The 15824-nt window shown below is 40.7% G+C and carries 17 protein-coding genes; 2 read left to right on the top strand and 15 right to left on the bottom strand.

Annotation, left to right across the window (positions count from 1 at the left end; all coding sequences use genetic code 11):
* Positions 1 to 391 precede the first annotated feature (391 nt).
* Positions 392 to 1402 carry a hypothetical protein gene (locus AUF14_RS14790; RefSeq protein ID WP_049220237.1) on the bottom strand — a complete coding sequence of 337 codons (1011 nt, stop codon included), beginning with the start codon at positions 1400 to 1402 and terminating at the stop codon, positions 392 to 394.
* 249 nt (positions 1403 to 1651) lie between these two features.
* Entirely contained in the window at positions 1652 to 2515 is an 864-nt protein-coding gene (locus tag AUF14_RS14785; RefSeq protein WP_049220239.1) for a MerR family transcriptional regulator, read from the bottom strand.
* Positions 2516 to 2757: 242 nt separating this feature from the next.
* On the opposite strand from AUF14_RS14785, the gene AUF14_RS14780 reads away from it, so the two are divergent.
* The gene (locus tag AUF14_RS14780) at positions 2758 to 3786 is read left to right on the top strand and encodes an NAD(P)H-dependent amine dehydrogenase family protein (RefSeq protein ID WP_049220240.1); all 1029 of its coding nucleotides are present in this window, start codon (positions 2758 to 2760) and stop codon (positions 3784 to 3786) included.
* Between the two features lie 52 nt (positions 3787 to 3838).
* On the opposite strand, the gene AUF14_RS14775 is transcribed toward AUF14_RS14780, so the two are convergent.
* The 7 genes from AUF14_RS14775 to AUF14_RS14745 all read right to left on the bottom strand — a co-directional run bounded on the left by AUF14_RS14775 (position 3839) and on the right by AUF14_RS14745 (position 9185).
* Positions 3839 to 5053 (bottom strand): ABC transporter permease, encoded by a 1215-nt coding sequence (locus tag AUF14_RS14775; RefSeq protein WP_049220242.1) that lies wholly within the window; start codon positions 5051 to 5053, stop codon positions 3839 to 3841.
* Positions 5043 to 5729 carry an ABC transporter ATP-binding protein gene (locus tag AUF14_RS14770; RefSeq protein WP_016181621.1) on the bottom strand — a complete coding sequence of 229 codons (687 nt, stop codon included), beginning with the start codon at positions 5727 to 5729 and terminating at the stop codon, positions 5043 to 5045. The genes AUF14_RS14775 and AUF14_RS14770 overlap by 11 nt, the downstream gene beginning before the upstream one ends.
* On the bottom strand, positions 5726 to 6544 hold the full coding sequence (locus AUF14_RS14765; RefSeq protein WP_049220244.1) for an efflux RND transporter periplasmic adaptor subunit: 819 nt from the start codon (positions 6542 to 6544) through the stop codon (positions 5726 to 5728). The genes AUF14_RS14770 and AUF14_RS14765 overlap by 4 nt, the downstream gene beginning before the upstream one ends.
* A gap of 245 nt (positions 6545 to 6789) precedes the next feature.
* Positions 6790 to 7155, bottom strand: coding sequence for a DUF1048 domain-containing protein (locus AUF14_RS14760; RefSeq protein ID WP_016181624.1), 366 nt, complete (start codon positions 7153 to 7155; stop codon positions 6790 to 6792).
* The gene (locus AUF14_RS14755; RefSeq protein WP_082158473.1) at positions 7148 to 7480 is read right to left on the bottom strand and encodes a PadR family transcriptional regulator; all 333 of its coding nucleotides are present in this window, start codon (positions 7478 to 7480) and stop codon (positions 7148 to 7150) included. Before AUF14_RS14755 ends, AUF14_RS14760 begins: the two co-directional genes overlap by 8 nt.
* A 26-nt stretch (positions 7481 to 7506) precedes the next feature.
* A complete protein-coding gene (locus tag AUF14_RS14750; RefSeq protein ID WP_016181626.1) occupies positions 7507 to 8262 on the bottom strand; it encodes an ABC transporter permease in 756 nt (251 codons plus the stop codon).
* Positions 8259 to 9185, bottom strand: a complete 927-nt coding sequence (locus AUF14_RS14745; RefSeq protein WP_049220246.1) for an ATP-binding cassette domain-containing protein — start codon at positions 9183 to 9185, stop codon at positions 8259 to 8261. Before AUF14_RS14745 ends, AUF14_RS14750 begins: the two co-directional genes overlap by 4 nt.
* Before the next feature lie 189 nt (positions 9186 to 9374).
* Here AUF14_RS14745 and AUF14_RS14740 point away from each other — a divergent pair, with 189 nt between their 5' ends.
* On the top strand, positions 9375 to 9917 hold the full coding sequence (locus tag AUF14_RS14740; RefSeq protein ID WP_102866107.1) for a biotin transporter BioY: 543 nt from the start codon (positions 9375 to 9377) through the stop codon (positions 9915 to 9917).
* Between the two features lie 147 nt (positions 9918 to 10064).
* Here AUF14_RS14740 and AUF14_RS14735 read toward each other — a convergent pair whose 3' ends face one another.
* The 6 genes from AUF14_RS14735 to AUF14_RS14710 form a co-directional block, all read right to left on the bottom strand.
* Positions 10065 to 10964 carry a ketose-bisphosphate aldolase gene (locus AUF14_RS14735; protein ID WP_016181629.1) on the bottom strand — a complete coding sequence of 300 codons (900 nt, stop codon included), beginning with the start codon at positions 10962 to 10964 and terminating at the stop codon, positions 10065 to 10067.
* Between the two features lie 23 nt (positions 10965 to 10987).
* Positions 10988 to 11839 carry a class II fructose-bisphosphate aldolase gene (locus tag AUF14_RS14730; protein ID WP_016181630.1) on the bottom strand — a complete coding sequence of 284 codons (852 nt, stop codon included), beginning with the start codon at positions 11837 to 11839 and terminating at the stop codon, positions 10988 to 10990.
* 168 nt (positions 11840 to 12007) lie between these two features.
* Positions 12008 to 13093, bottom strand: coding sequence for a PTS fructose transporter subunit IIC (locus AUF14_RS14725; protein ID WP_016181631.1), 1086 nt, complete (start codon positions 13091 to 13093; stop codon positions 12008 to 12010).
* A gap of 198 nt (positions 13094 to 13291) precedes the next feature.
* Entirely contained in the window at positions 13292 to 13606 is a 315-nt protein-coding gene (locus tag AUF14_RS14720) for a PTS fructose transporter subunit IIB (RefSeq protein WP_049220727.1), read from the bottom strand.
* A 23-nt stretch (positions 13607 to 13629) separates the two neighbouring features.
* Complete coding sequence (locus AUF14_RS14715) at positions 13630 to 14124, bottom strand: PTS sugar transporter subunit IIA (RefSeq protein ID WP_049220725.1); 495 nt, start codon at positions 14122 to 14124, stop codon at positions 13630 to 13632.
* Between the two features lies 1 nt (position 14125).
* Positions 14126 to 15595: a BglG family transcription antiterminator gene (locus AUF14_RS14710; RefSeq protein WP_049220723.1), complete on the bottom strand. Its 1470-nt coding sequence runs from the start codon at positions 15593 to 15595 to the stop codon at positions 14126 to 14128.
* Positions 15596 to 15824 lie beyond the last annotated feature (229 nt).

The following is a 15824-nucleotide window of genomic DNA, read 5'->3' as shown; positions in this document are numbered from 1 at the left end:
CGATTTTCGCTTCGCGTATCATTTTGCTAAACAGTTCGACCATAAATCCGCTATAAATTTAGACGTAGTCCTTAAACTAACTAAACTGCAAAAAGCAAAACTGACAAACTGACAAAAGGAAACATACCCCCATATGTTCCCAAACGACTTCTTTTAGTGAATGGATTACACTAATGGTAAACGAAGGTTCGTTAGGGAGGAGATTTTTACATTCACATTCTTAGAGACTCTAAGGCAAAGTGTTATACCTGATCACTGATGAAAATTCAAAATACTCCCTCCCCACATTCTCGATTTTTGCCCTTAGTAAAAGTATATAAAACGCTTTATCCTTTTACAACCAATCATTGGATTGCAGGTAAAATTATGGTTTAACTCGGCGCCTTTGTGGTTAACTTCCCCTGCCTAAAAATTGTGCAACTCTTTTTCTAAACCCCATATTCGATTGTTCCGCTTTGATTTGTTCTTCGATTTTACCAATATCAATCTTATCACTCATTACGTTTCCCACACCTGACCGATTGGACTTATTAGCAGGTTGTGATTGCTCCAGCGTCTTTGCCTTCTTCGTCAGAGTGTCAAGGGCAGACTGTTTTGGTCTTTCATTCTTCGGTGCCCTTTTATTCGAAACACTTTCTTTTACCAATTCCACATCACTTAATTCTTTCACTGGTACCTTTTTAGTCTCCTTGTGATTTTCAATTGGAGTCACTTTCTTTTGTTTTTTATCTTCTTTATGTGAAGCCTTCTTTTCAGTTTTATTTTTCTCAACAGGTTCTTTCTGGTCTTCTTCACAAGGAAAATCAGCTATCCAGGCGTCACGGTAAATATCGACAAACTCTGTGAATTTTCGTACACCGCTTGTCTCAAAAATCGACAACAGCGTTAGAATTTTCACCGCCCCCGCAAGCTCTTCCCGCGTCTTTGTCGGATGTCCATTTTTTAATGTCCAGGTATGTTTTCGTCCATTGGCTCCTTTGAAAACAGAGCGGATAACAAATTGATGATTGGCCAATTCGTCGGTTCTGGTCGTGTCTTTTTCCTTCAAATATTCCTTATATAAACGAGCTTCCTCGGTAACTGAGCGATACTCCTTCTTATGACGATACAAGCGCGCGATAACTGTTTTCCACTCATTGGGAGTAAAGTAGTTCTCAAAAAACACACTAAAACGCCGCAACGTATGATTAGGCGTTGCGGTTAGAAATAATTCTCTGATTAACTCTCGACAGATAAAAGAAAAATCATCGGAACTGATGCAATGACGCACAAGAACGGCCACTGCATATTCCACTACCGCAGAGGCGTCACGCGTCTCGTTATAAAACTTGATGATTCTCTTTTCAAGGTTGTTTCTAAGCATATTGAACAGCTGTCTACTTCCTAATCGTTGTGTTTGCATGATCTTCCACTCCCTAATATTTGTACGTAATTTATCCAGTACCAAAAAATACGCTTACATTTCACCGGTTAAACGTTATATATCAAAAATATACCTAAACCTTAAAAAATGCTATTTCTTTCGAAAAATTTTGGTATTTTAAATAATGATTTTTTCTAATAAAAATGAATACATTACGTTTTTTTAAGTGGAAATACAGAACTGACTTGCTACGAAGTCCTTAATAAATAACGAAAAAAGCTTCTCATTCTACTTACTGCTAGAAATCTGCCAGAAATTCTCTGATCGCTTTTTTACTGGAATCTGCATCCGGATAAACATGGTTCGATTCATGGCATCCGTTTTATTTTTTTCATAGACGACTTCACACACATAATGACCGACGATTTGATAATTTTGCTGCTGAAGCGCCGCTCTGAATTTACTCAATGCAGGCAGTTCTTCCTTAAAGGAATGACAATAAAAAGTAGCATATAGCCCGCCTCTTAGTGTTTTCAGCTGTTTAAAATGACTAGGTGTAAAAATGAACAGCTCCTTGGATACAAAATTTTCTGCTAAAAAATCTGGTCGCGGCATGATCGTTCCTACTCGATTAAAGCGGCCAATCGGCATGTTTAATTGACCTATATGATTTTTAAACTCTCTTAAATAGAACTCATACTCCACCTCTGTCATTTCATAAATGTTTTTATCGATCGTGTACGTCAAAATCGGTCGCGGCGGAAAATGTTCTACCTCTATTTCTGTTTGCCCTTGCTTTTCTTGAAAAATCAGCGCGCCTGCCTGAAAGGAATCGATGTCTTCTAATTGCTGATCAAGGGCAGCACGCAGTTCCAGCAGCTCTGCTTTCTTCTTTTCAACCGTCTGACTCAGTTCCGCCAACCCGGCCGTATCATTCATAATATGCTTGATCTCCTCCAATGAAAAATTGAACTGCTTCAAAAATTGGATATTATCAACGGCCGCCGACTGATTGATATGATAATAGCGATAATTACTTTCTGCATCAATATAGGCTGGATGCAGCAAATCAATTTGCTCATAGTAGCGCAAGGTTTGAACAGAAATATTGTTGTATTGTGCAAAATGGCCGATCTTCATTTTTGAAAACATTTTCTAAACTCTCCCTTGACTCTATAGTTACTATAGAGATTATACTATTATTGTGAAATACAACACAATATAGATGAAGGAGCCAGTTCCACTTTTCGCAGTTTTTATCGTGAAAAATAAAAAAATGTACAAAAACGTTGGATTTGGCGCCTAAGAAACTAGTGGAATGGTATACGGCATGAAAATAGAACTAATTTTTCTTTGAAAAATTAATTCTTAAAAATGAATAAGGAGGCATTTCAATGGGTTTACAAAAGATTAAGGTAGTTCAGTACGGGTGCGGCAAGATGGCAAAGGTAATCATTAATTATCTGTACAAGCATGGGGCTGAAATTGTTGGGGCAATTGATACAAACCCAGAGGTTGTAGGAAAAGATATTGGTGAATTTGCCGAGTTAGGTTATACGACGGGTATCAAGATTTCAGACAATGCGCAGGAAGTTTTTGACAATTGTGATGCAGATATTGCCTTAGTAACGATCTTTAGTTATATGCCGGAAATGTACGAATTTTATGAGATGTGTTTGAAGAATAAGGTCAATGTGATTACGACTTGTGAAGAAGCAATCTATCCGTGGAATACCTCCCCAGCTGAAACCAACAAGCTGGATAGATTAGCAAAAGACAATGGCGTGACAATCATAGGTGCCGGTATGCAGGACATTTATTGGATCAATATGCCTAGCTTGATGATGGCCGGAATGAACGATATCAAGAAGCTCAAGGGTGCGGTGAGTTATAATGTGGAAGATTATGGATTAGCTCTAGCCGAAGCACATGGAGCCGGCTATGATCTGGAACGTTTCGATAAAGAAATTGCTCAAGCAGAAAGCCTGCCATCTTACATGTGGAATGCTGGTGAAGCGATTTGTTCAAAGATGAACTGGACGATTCAAAGTATTTCCCAAAAGAGTGTGCCATTCACCTTGGATGAAGATGTTTATTCCGAGACTCTTGGAGCAACCATCAAAGCTGGGGACGCGATTGGGATGTCGGCAGTAACCACGATCCAGACTCATCAAGGTATTGAGCTGGAGGTCGAGTGTATCGGAAAAGTTTATCGTGAAACAGACGGCGATATGTGCGATTGGGAAATCACTGGCGAACCAGATATGGTCTTCTCGTTAGATAAACCAGACACTGTCGCTCACACCTGTGCGACGATGGTGAATCGGATTCCATCTGTGATCAAAGCTCCTGCTGGTTTTGTAACAGCAGAAAAAGTTGCTGGACCAAATTACATGACGTATCCGATGCATATGTATTTGTAAAACGGACAAAAAAATCGCCCGTAGACTACTGTTTACGGGCAATTTTTATCCATTAACGCAATAACGACACAATATCCTTCTTCGCTGCACTCTTCGCCGGCAGCCAGCTAAAGACAATCCCGATCACTACCGACAAGCCAAATGCCAGCGTCACCGTGAATAGATCCGGCCGTACCGACAACGGAGTGAACATACTGATGGCAAAACCTAAAAGCATCGCGATGAGATAACCGATCGTTCCGCCGACCAAGGTCAACGAGATACCTTCCAGTAAGAATTGCATCATAATGTTGCCTTTCGTACCACCCATCGCTCGCCGTACACCGATTTCTTTGGTACGCTCGGAGACAGAAATATAGATCATGTTCATGACACCGATTCCTGAAATAAAGAGCGAGATGCCGCCAATCACCGAGATCAGTAAGGTAATACTGGTCAGCAGCATGCGCAATTGATCCACTTGTCCAGCCAAATCCTCTGACTTATAGCTTCCCAGTTCTTTCCATGTGCCATATTTTTTCAAAGTCTCTTCTGCTTCCTTCGAAACATTTTTTACATTGGCAGTTTGCTTTATTTTCATTTGGATCATACTGCGATCTTCAGTGTTAAAATAATGCTCATAGACATTTTCTGGCACCTCTGCAACAACGTAATCTTCAGAGGTGGAGACAATGGAGCCGCCATTGCGGTCCTTCATGATTCCAACAACTTCAAATAAATGCCCGCCGATCTTGATACTTTGACCGATTAGTGCTTCTGGCTCCTCTTTTTTGATTGCTTTTGCAGCAGTCTGATCGATCACCACAACGGGATTTTCATTATAATAATCACTGGCTTGAAGAGGACGACCATATAGGACCTCGCTCCCTTCATTTTTCAATAATTTGAAACAATTCCAACGACCATCATTTCCCACATCATCAAAGGTTTGGTCTGCGTACTTGATGCCATTGCGAGAATTGTCATAATAGCTCACTGATTGCACCCCAGGGATACTCTCAATCTTACTGATATCCTCTTCGGTAAACGCATCTAACCCATTCTCATAGAAATCCCCATTTTTCGGTGTATAAGTATAACCAACACTGCCATCAAATTGATCCAATCCAATAAATTCTGACGCATAATTTTCAAAGGCGCGACCAATCGAAAAGACCGTGATTACCGCAGAAACTCCAATAATCAAACCAATCATGGTCAAAAAACTTCGCCGTTTATTTTTTCCAATGGCCTTGAAAGACGTTTTCCATACTTCACTAAACCGCATGAGCAACACCTTCTTCCAAGATCTCGCCATCTTTTACCGTAATAATCCGTTGACAATACGCTGCCGCCTCTGGATCATGGGTTACCATTAGGATCGTGACTTTTTCCTCTTCATTTAAGCGTTTAAATAATTGCATGATTTCTTCAGAGGTATGACTGTCTAGCGCACCTGTCGGTTCATCCGCCACGATAAATTTAGGATTGCCAACGATAGCCCGAGCAATCGCCACTCGCTGCTGCTGACCTCCAGAAAGCTGCTTCGGTAATTTATTGTATTTATCCGCAATCCCGACTTTTCGCAAAGCCTCCATGACCAGCGGTTTGGTTTGCTTTTGCTTCATTCCGCCATAAAGCAGCGGCAACGCCACATTTTCCATAACCGTATTGTTATCGATCAGCTGGAATGCTTGAAAAACAAAACCAACCGATTTATTCCGCAAAGCTGAGAGCTTCTCATCGTTGAAGCGATACGCATCTTCTCCTTCAAAACGATAGCTTCCTTCGAAATCACCATCTAAAAAGCTAATCGTATTGATCAGCGTTGATTTTCCTGAACCAGATGGCCCCATTACTGCGACAAATTCGTGCTCTTCGATGGTCAGACTAATATTCTTTAAGACATGAATCTGCTCCTGATCCGCCGTGTATAATTTGTTGATATTTTCCATCACGATCATTCAACGGTCACATCCATCCCATCCTTGACGTCTTTTGCATCTTTGACTATTTTATCGTTCTCATTCAGGCCTTCACGTAAAATATAATAGCCATTGCCTTTTTCAGCAGAGATGGTATGTTTTTCAGCTTTTCCTTTAGCGACTTTGTAGACCACCTGTTCGCCGTCCTTTTTCACCACGCTCTTAAGGGGTAAATGGATCTCATTGCGTGGGATTAATAATTCAACAGAATAGCCAACAGGTATCGTTTCGTCAGGAACCGCCGTAAAGTTATAGGTCACCAAACTGTTTGTGTCCTCTTTCGTTGGTTCGTTGTTCATATCTGCTAATGAAGTGAATTTGCCTTTGACCGTTTTTTCGTTATTCGCATATTTGATCTCAATCGGTTCGTTCAAGGTAATCTTAGAACGATCATACTCGGTGACTGTTCCCTTAATGGCAGATTCTTCGCTCTTTAAGACCATCAAGGCTTGCTGCGGATCATTTTTTGCATCTTCGTTTAAGGCCGTTACCACTGAATCGTTCGCTGCTCGAATCAATTCACCCCAACGATAAGTCACCAAAATCTGATCTTTCGTCACATGATCGCCTTCGTTTACGTGAATGGTTTGAATCGGGCCTTTTTCTGAATCAACTAGAACCGTTTGTTTTTTCGTTGATTGAACCTGCCCTTTTAAATGCAGCGGTGTTTGCTTGCTAACTTGGTACAGTTCCACTGCAGTATCATCCTTTGCGTTTGCTTGGGTATTTTGATAGAGGAAAAAACCAGCCCCCGCTGCCACTAACACTCCGATACCAATAATTATTTTTTTCATTTTTTTGCTCCATTCCTTCCATTCCAAAATTCTTACACTTGTTGCTTACTCTTTAAATTTTAGAGGAAAGTTCTGATCGCTACTTCCAACGAAAGTACAAAATCTAAATAGGACTTTAGACCGAAGAACATTTGTTTTTATAATGGATGAAGAATTGTCGAATGCATTAGCAAGGACTCGTTGACACCAAGGACTTCTTTCATAACAAAAAGCATCATCAGAATCCCTCCCAACGATGCTTGAATTTATTTTCCCTTATTGATCTCTTTAGCGACCCGTTCATTCATTTTGCGTTTTAACTCATTGATTCGCGTTTTCGCTTGAATCTCATGAAGCATATTCTCTGCGAATTCCCCCACGTCTTCGCCAACTAATTCCAATACTGGAACATGATTGCTGGCACCTTCTTCAAAGAAGGCCAACAATTCATACATTGGCGTTAGCATATCCATGCCGTCCCCTGCTGTAAATTCCCATAAGAAATTTTGGATTTCTTTGTAGACTACCTGATATTCACGAGGTAATTTTTTTAGTCCCGCCATCTGCTCCCTATATTCTGCTTTGTCCGTATAAACTCTTTTGAAGTAGCTAAATACATTTTTATCACTCATTGTTCTGACTCTCCTTTAGCTTATCGATCTGTCCAGAAATAAATTCCCAACGCTGCCAAAACAACGCCAATTCCTTTTCCCCTGCTTCATTCAATGAATAAAACTTTCGCATCGGACCAAGTGAAGATTTTTTCTTTGTAACAGTCACTAATTTTTTCTTTTCTAGTCTTAACAAAACTGTATAAACCGTTCCCTCAACAATATCTTCAAAGCCATATTTTTGTAGGTTATTCGTAATTTCATAGCCATAGGTCTCGTGTTGATTGATAATTTCTAAGATCATTCCTTCAAGCACGCCCTTTAGCATCTCTGTAATCCCGTTCACTGTTATCATCCTTCCCAGCTGCTGCACTAACGTAATTTTTTCCGATAGACATATATAGATAATACTTGGAAAATCACGATTGCGCCAATACTCCATACGAATGCCACCCAGATATCTGCGGGAATTTTTCCGTCGGTCAAAATTGAACGTAAAGAATTAATGATCGGGGTCATTGGCTGATAATCTGCAAAACCTCGCAAAACTTTAGGCAATGTTTCTGTTGGCACAAAGCCTGAGCTGATGAATAATAGACCAATCAGCAAGTAAGAAAAGGCGATTGCTGTTTCATTATTCCTAGCGATCAATCCAAAGAGGACGGCAATCCAAGATAGTGCGTAAGTCGCAACCAGCAAAAGCAGCAGCCCCACAGCCCAATCAAATACATCTGCCTTTGGGCGAAATCCAATTAAAATACTGCTGATCAGAACAAGTAGCGCTGAGATAAAATTGAAAATGACACTGGTCATCACGTGACTATTCAAAATCGCGGACTTCGCGATCGGCATGGAATGGAACCGTTCAAAAATACCATTTTGGACATCCGTGTTTAAACGAAAAGCGGTATAACCAACGCCGCTGGCAACAGTAAACAATAAAATTGCCGGCACGATAAAGCCTTTATAGGTCTCTTGCGGGATCGTCATCGCCCCGCCGAAAATATAAATGAATGCCAGCATTAGCATGATCGGCATCAGTACCACGGTCATGATTGTATCCACACTGCGGGTCATATGCTTCATCATTCGTCCGGTCAATACCATCGTATCTGCGAATACGTTCATTTTTCTCTCTCCCCTCGGTTTTCGACAATCATAAAGAAGACATCATCCAATGAAGATTGTTTTTGAGTAAAGGTTAAAATCTCAATCTTCGCTGCTTGCAATTGATTCAAAATCGTCGTGATTCGTTCAACTTGATTATCCGTCACAACATTCAACGCTAACAATTCCTTGTTCATTTTTCCGCCGACAAGCTGTTCGGCAGCTTCCAGTGTTTCCTCATCCGCAAAGGTCAATTCCAAGGTTTCTTTTGGCAACTGCTTTTTCACCTCTGCAATGCTTCCCTGCAATGCGATTTTCCCGCGATTCAAAATTGCCACAGTATCTGCCAATTGCTCAGCTTCCTCCAAATACTGCGTAGTTAGAAAGATCGTCACCCCCGCTTTTTTCAACGAACGGATCATTTGCCATAGAGCAGCCCGCGCCTGCGGATCTAATCCAGTCGTTGGTTCATCCAAGAAAAGAATTCTGGGCGGATCGATCAAGCTCATCGCCAAATCCAATTTACGCCGCATTCCGCCAGAGTACGTTTGCGTCGGTCGATCCGCCGCTTCTTGCAGATCGAATTCCGTTAACAGCTCATCAACCTTTTCCGTATAATTTTTCATATGACGAAGCTTTGCGATCAAAACTAAATTTTCCCGTCCCGTTAATACCTCATCTACCGCAGCGAATTGTCCGGTCAAACTAAATTCCTTTTGAACCTTTAACGACTGCTCCAACACATTCATTCCATCGATCGTAATATAGCCATTATCTGGCTTCAGCAAAGTGGTCATCATTTTGACTGTTGTTGTTTTTCCAGAACCATTCGTTCCCAATAAAGCAAAAATGCTTCCTGTCGGCACATGAAAACTAATTTTATCTAACACCTTGTGATCAGAAAAAGATTTTTCCAAATCAACAACATTAATTGCTTCCTGCATTCTACTCACTCCTTACTCATCATTCAGTACTTTGTAATATTAAGTACAGCTATAATGTAAAACTAAGTAGCTGTTTTGTCAACTACTTTGTTCTACTAAGTACTAAAAATTTTCCTTTACATCTTGTTAACCATCTATTATACTTTCGTTAACCAAAATAAAATGTTTAGTTAACGAAAGAGTGAGTGTATGAAATTAAGTAGTCGAGAAATTGTTTTAGCCGGATTATTTGCAGCAGTAATAAGTATTTTAGCCCAATTCACCATTCCTTTTGGGCCTATTCCATTAACTTTACAAACCTTTGCAGTGGGGTTCGTGGTAACTATTTTAGGCAAGAAAACCGGTACTATTGCCGTAGCGATCTATCTATTGATGGGGATGATCGGTTTACCTGTTTTAGCTGGCGGTTCAGCGGGAATTGCCCATTATTTCGGACCGACCGGGGGTTTTTTAGTTGGATTTATTTTTCAAGCCTATGTTACTGGTCTGATTTTAGAAAAATTAACCTTCAATTATTTTTGGTCAATCGCCGCTAATTTAGTCGGGGCTTTTATTACTCTATTCTTCGGTTCCCTTTGGCTGAAATTTAGCGGAGGTTTACCATGGGATACGGCTTTTTCTGCCGGAATGATTCCTTTTATTCTGCCAGGCGCAATCAAAGCAGTCGCAGCTGGATATCTAGGGGTCTTGCTTGGTAGAAGGTTGCCCTTCACAAAATTGGTGTATCGTTAAATCTTTGAAGTTGGAAACGCCTATGTTATTGATGCCGCATAATGTGTTCTCAACAAAAGTTAGAAAAGAAACAAAACAATGTTTAATTGTTAGAATAAAAATAGGCTCTAAGCTCAAATTTTGAGCCTAGAACCTATTTTTAATTTTTTAATTCAAGTCCTGTCTCCAAGGCAACACGTTTTCCTTACGATAAATCGCAGCTTGCCCGATCGAATTGAACAGCTCCATTTTTTGTTTGACAACGGCTTTAGCTGCATCAATACATTCTGGATAGATCGCATTTGGGTCCCATAATTCAGTAGTCGAAAGAATCTCACGACATTTTTTGTAGAAAGCATATTTGTAGTCAGATGAAATATTGACCTTTTGAATCCCGATTTGAACCGCTTTGGCGATTTCTTCATCTGGATTAGCTGATCCGCCATGAAGCACCAATGGAATATCGACTCTGCTCTTGATGTCTTCTAGTACATCCATCTTCAATTCAGGTTTGATGTCTTTTGGATAAATTCCGTGAGCCGTACCAATTGCCACTGCCAATGTATCGATCCCGGTTTTTTCGATAAATTCTTCGGCATCCTCTGGTTTCGTGTAAATAACTTCCGACACGCCGCCTTCAACCGATGTTCCCGTATTCCCGATCGTACCTAATTCCCCTTCGACGGAAACACCAATCTTATGACAAACATCAACGACTTCCTTCGTGATGGCAATATTTTCTTCAAATGGCAATAATGACCCATCAATCATGACTGAACTGAATCCACAGTGGACAGCGCGCATGATGCTGGCTAAGTTATCCCCATGATCCATGTGGATAACGAATGGCACCGAACTATTTTTTGCACGAGATACCGCGTATTGGAAAAATTCATCTTTGGTAAAATCTAACTCAGTTGGATGAACCGCGATGATCGCTGGCGCATCATTTTCTTCTGCTGCTTCAATGACTACGCGTAAGAAATTACTGTCTGCGACGTTAAAGGCTCCTACGGCGAATTTATTTTCCTTTGCGACTTCTAGCATTTGCTTCATATTGATTAACATTTGACTTTGTCTCCATTCTCATTTTAAGATTTATTTTTTGAACCCGAAAGTTCGATATACCGTTTCACAACTTCTTTTCCAGCTGCCATCGTTTGATGAACAAGCGTCGGATAATCCACCTCAGGATTTTCTGCTAATTGCTTTTGGACTTCGGCTTTTTGCGCCTTCATAAAATCCGAACCCACATTGATCTTATTGATCCCTAATTCGATCGAACGCAGGATATTTTTCTCACCTGCGCCTGATCCGCCATGTAATACTAACGGTAAATTTGTCGCTGCTTTGATTTTTTCGACAATATCAAACCGGAAATCCGGCACATACCCTTCTGGATAATCTCCGTGACTGGAACCATAAGACAGTGCTAAACAATCAACACCCGTCTCATTAATAAAACGAATCGCATCGTCGGGATCGGTGTACATCTCATCATTGGTAAAATGATCACCAGCCACCGCCCCCATATCGCCAACTTCAGCTTCTACGCTGGCATTGTAGACCTGCGCCAGCTCTACCATGGCTTTAGTGATCCGAATATTTTCTTCTAACGAATACATCGAAGCATCCATCATGACGCTGGAAAAGCCTTCATGCAGACACTGTTTCACGAACGCGACATCCTGTCCATGATCCAGATTGATCGCCACTTCGACTTTGGCATTATTTGCCATTCGAATAATCGGTTGGGTCAAATAGCGAATATCCAAATGCTCTTTTAAATGATCCTGCAATAAATCGACAATAATCGGTGAACGCATTTCCTCTGCCGCTTCGATTACCGCTTTGGCCGTTTCCAAGTTGAAACAATTGATCGCCATCACGGCATAGTTCTCACGATTGGCTTTTTGCAACATTTCTTTCATCGAAACATACATGTGACAAAACTCCTTTTTCATACTAAAGAATTAATTTTTCTCTGAAAAATTAGTTCGATTTTCAAGCCGTATATCATTCCACTGGGTTCATTACCTGTGATTCTGTGTTGCTTTTGATTTAAGTTTTTTCAACGAATCTAACTGCGAAAAGTGGAACTGACACCCTTACTACGAAATCTTGATGGAAGAAAAATCTACTTCTTCCTCTTCTTCATCGTCCTTGATTTCATTTTCTACTGGCTCTTTCTTCAGAACGAACAACAAAATTCCGGTAATCGCTGAACCAATCAATAACGCTAACGTAAACTTCAATGGATCAGTCATCGCTGGGATAATGAACACTCCGCCTGACGGAACCGGCGAACCAACGCCCCACGACATACTCAAGCCGCCGCCAATTGCCGCGCCAACTGTACAAGAGAAGATCACCCGCAATGGATCAACTGCTGCGATTGGAATAACACCTTCTGTAATCATGCAAAGTCCCATTGGGAAAGCAATTTTGATATTGTCTTCCTCTTCTTTGGAATATTTGCGTTTGCGAACAATTTTAGATAATACCCAAGAGATCGTGACACCAAACGGCGGTACCATAGAAGCCAATACTTTCACGGCTTCTGGCCCTTGCACACCCTCCAGTAGCAAGCCATCGGCAAATAGTGAAGCTACTTTATTAACTGGACCACCGAAATCAAAGGCAGCCATTCCGCCAACAATTGAGCCAAATAAGAATTTACCCGAACCTTGTAGCCCTTCTAAGAATTCGGTCAACGCTTCTGTTGCCCAAACAATCGGCAATCCGATGACAAAGAACATCAATAAGCCAATGATCAATGTAGATAAGAGCGGTACGATCATCATCGGCATCAAACCTTGTGCCCATTTTGGAACCTTCAGATTTTTCACTAAGAATAGTACAAAGAAACCAACCAAGTAACCACCGAGCATCCCGCCTAAGAAACCAGCACCGATGGCATTCGCGATCAATCCCATAAACAAACCAGGTCCAATACCCGGACGGTCAGCAATTGAATACGCGATGGCCCCCGCGATAACCGGTGCCAATAATCCCATCCCCAAAACACCCAATGAGACTAACGCATCTGGAACCGAATAGGCCGCCTTATAATCCTCAATCACTCCGCCACCTGTCAAATTTCCAATCGCGATCAACAACCCTGCCGTAACAACAACCGGTAACATGTACGAGATTGCCGTCAGGGCATGCTTTTTCAATTGAAGCTGCTTAAACATTTAGTTCATCTCCTTTTTCATATTAAAGAATTAATTTTTCCAAGGAAAAATTAGTTCGATTTTCAAGCCGTATACCATTCCACTAGGATTTCTATTCTTTTGCAGTGGACTAATTCTATACTGTGTTTTCTTCACTGATTGAACTGTGAAGAGTGGAACTGGCATCCTTTTTCATATTAAAGTTAAAGAAATAATTTCCTACGACTTTACAATTTCCTCTTCGATCTTATTAATCAAACCCTTTGGTGCTTTGATTACCATGCTGGTCGGGATTTCCACCACCTTTTTTCCTTCAAAACGGTCTTTTCCGCCGATCTTGATGTCTGCGGCGATAATCACGACATCAGCGGCTTTGATTTCTTCCATGGTTAACTCGTCTTCTGTTCCGATGGTTCCTTGTGTTTCGATGTGAACGGTGTGACCTAAGGCTTTGGCGGCTTTTTCTAATTTCTGTTTGGCAATGTACGTATGGGCGATGCCTGACGTACACGCTGCGACTCCAACAATTTTCATCATCTATTCCTCCATTTTCTTTTTTAATCTTCTTCCATTGGGTCCTTTGATAACAATTCCATCATTTCCGCTTTGGTCTGAGCATTGACCATATTTTCGATGAAGTCTTCATCGGCTAAGAGCATCGCAACCTTCTGCAATAACTTGATATGCATAGTGTTGGCATCGGTATTCTTCACGGCGAATAAAATAATTACGCGAACAGGTTCCTCATCCAAGGATTCCCATGGGATCGGCGTGGCGGCTTTGCCGACAACTAACGAGGTCTTGATTACGCTATCCGATTTTCCATGAGGAATCGCAATACTATTTCCGATCCCCGTCATGCCTTCTGCTTCGCGTTCGAAAACATCTGCCATAAAGTCGTCCTCGTCAGCAATGTCCCCATTTGCCATTAGCAATCGTGTCAATTCATGAATTGCTTCTTCTTTTGTTGTCGCTTTCATTTCTAATTGGATTAAATCTTCGGTAATCACATCCGCGATACTGAAATCGTCCATCATTTGCTCTGCTGTCATCTCATATCTCTCCTAACATCTCTTTCACTCGTTTTTCGTCTTGTTTTGTAAATACTGAATTCACCAAAATCGTCGGGATCATCATGTCGATGGTTAAATTGACAGTGGTTAAAATCAGATCAATGTTTTGATACTTTTCTGGTGCCTTGGAAAATTTGCGTGCCGATAAGACATCGACAATTTCTAACTCGGGAAATGCTTTGCGAACCTTTACCTTCAATAGCTCTGAAGTCCCTACCCCGCTGCTGCACATGATCAGCACACGTTTTTTCGAATGGATCATTTCTTTATACTTCACAAAATACAAAGTCAAAAATCCGATCTCATCTTCAGAAATCTCATTTAATTGAAACTTTTCTTCGGCCGCTTGGCTGACCTGTTGGACTTGTTGAAAAACCTCTGGATACTCCAGCTTGATATCTCCTAATAAATCATTTTTAACGATGATCTCGTTTTTCAAACGATACAATAATGGGTCAATGTGCTCATAAAGATCTTGGCGATTCGGCTGATGATCGACCTTCATCCCCATCAAGCGACTCATTTCGGTGGCAAAAAAATCAGTGATCGCCAATGCTTCCTTTGATTTTCGATTCAGCTTGATTGGTTCCTTTTCCATTCGCGAAGAAATCAGGTATTGGAATAAATAAAACGTCTCGCTTTCCGGCAGTACAATATTCAGATAATGATTCAGCTTTGTAATCACCATCTTGGAAAGCTGGTACAGTTGATCATATTGCGTGATCAGTGCTTCTTCATCAGGATCTAACAGCTCCGCACAGGTATCTGCGTGAATTTCTCCTTCCCGTACACGTTTGATTAAAATGTAAATATGAGAAAAGATATTGCTGTTATAGGGATAAGCAATCCCGTTTTGCAATTTTCTTTCAATGTACTCTAATAACGAAGTAATAAAGTTGATGTCATAGGAACTGATCTTTTCCTGTTGTGTGGAAAAGTCTTCCTCCCAGACACGATTCGCGCTGATCAAATGATTCACCGCTTTGCGAATGTGCTTTTCTGTCCCTTCGATAGAGACACGTTGTCCTTTGCGAATCAGTGACAGCTGGTACTTCAGCAAAAACTCATTCATCCGTACCAAATCATTCGTAATCACGGTATTGCTGACATAATATTCGTCAAACAAATCATTGATTAACACTTTTTTGGGGGATTTGAATAACAAAGCCAACAGAATTGTATTCCTTCTTTCTGATGGACCTTGCACAGTATCATTGCCTCGTTTTCGGACACTTTCTTTTAAATAATTGTCATAATCTAAACGAAATCCTTTTCCGACTTCCGCTGAAATGAGCTCTCCGACATCGGAGGCTTCATTGATTTTTTTAATCGTACGGTAAATGGTTTTCGTGGAAACATTGGCAAATTCAGCTAACTCTTGAGCGGTGAGTGTCATCCCATGTTTGATAAACAGTTCGATCAATTGTGTTTCACGTTTGCTTAGCTGCATTTTGTCAACCTCCTTGTCATTAATATAGCCTTTTTTTATTCACGTACATTTTTTCTTATGTCCATTGAAATGGACATTACCATAAAACGCTTTCAATAACTATTTTAAATTATTCGTTGAAAATAACTTGATCCTCAAAAAAGTAAAAAATTTAATACTCTAAGAAAATGCTTCAGATTGACCAATTACCTCACCTCCCTCCATTTTTCCTGAACGGATAAAAAAAACA

This window comes from Enterococcus avium (assembly GCF_002891025.1).
Taxonomy (GTDB): Bacteria; Bacillota; Bacilli; order Lactobacillales; family Enterococcaceae; genus Enterococcus_A; species Enterococcus_A avium.
Note: the sequence above shows the minus strand (reverse complement) of the source record. Positions and strands in the feature narration are given on the sequence as shown.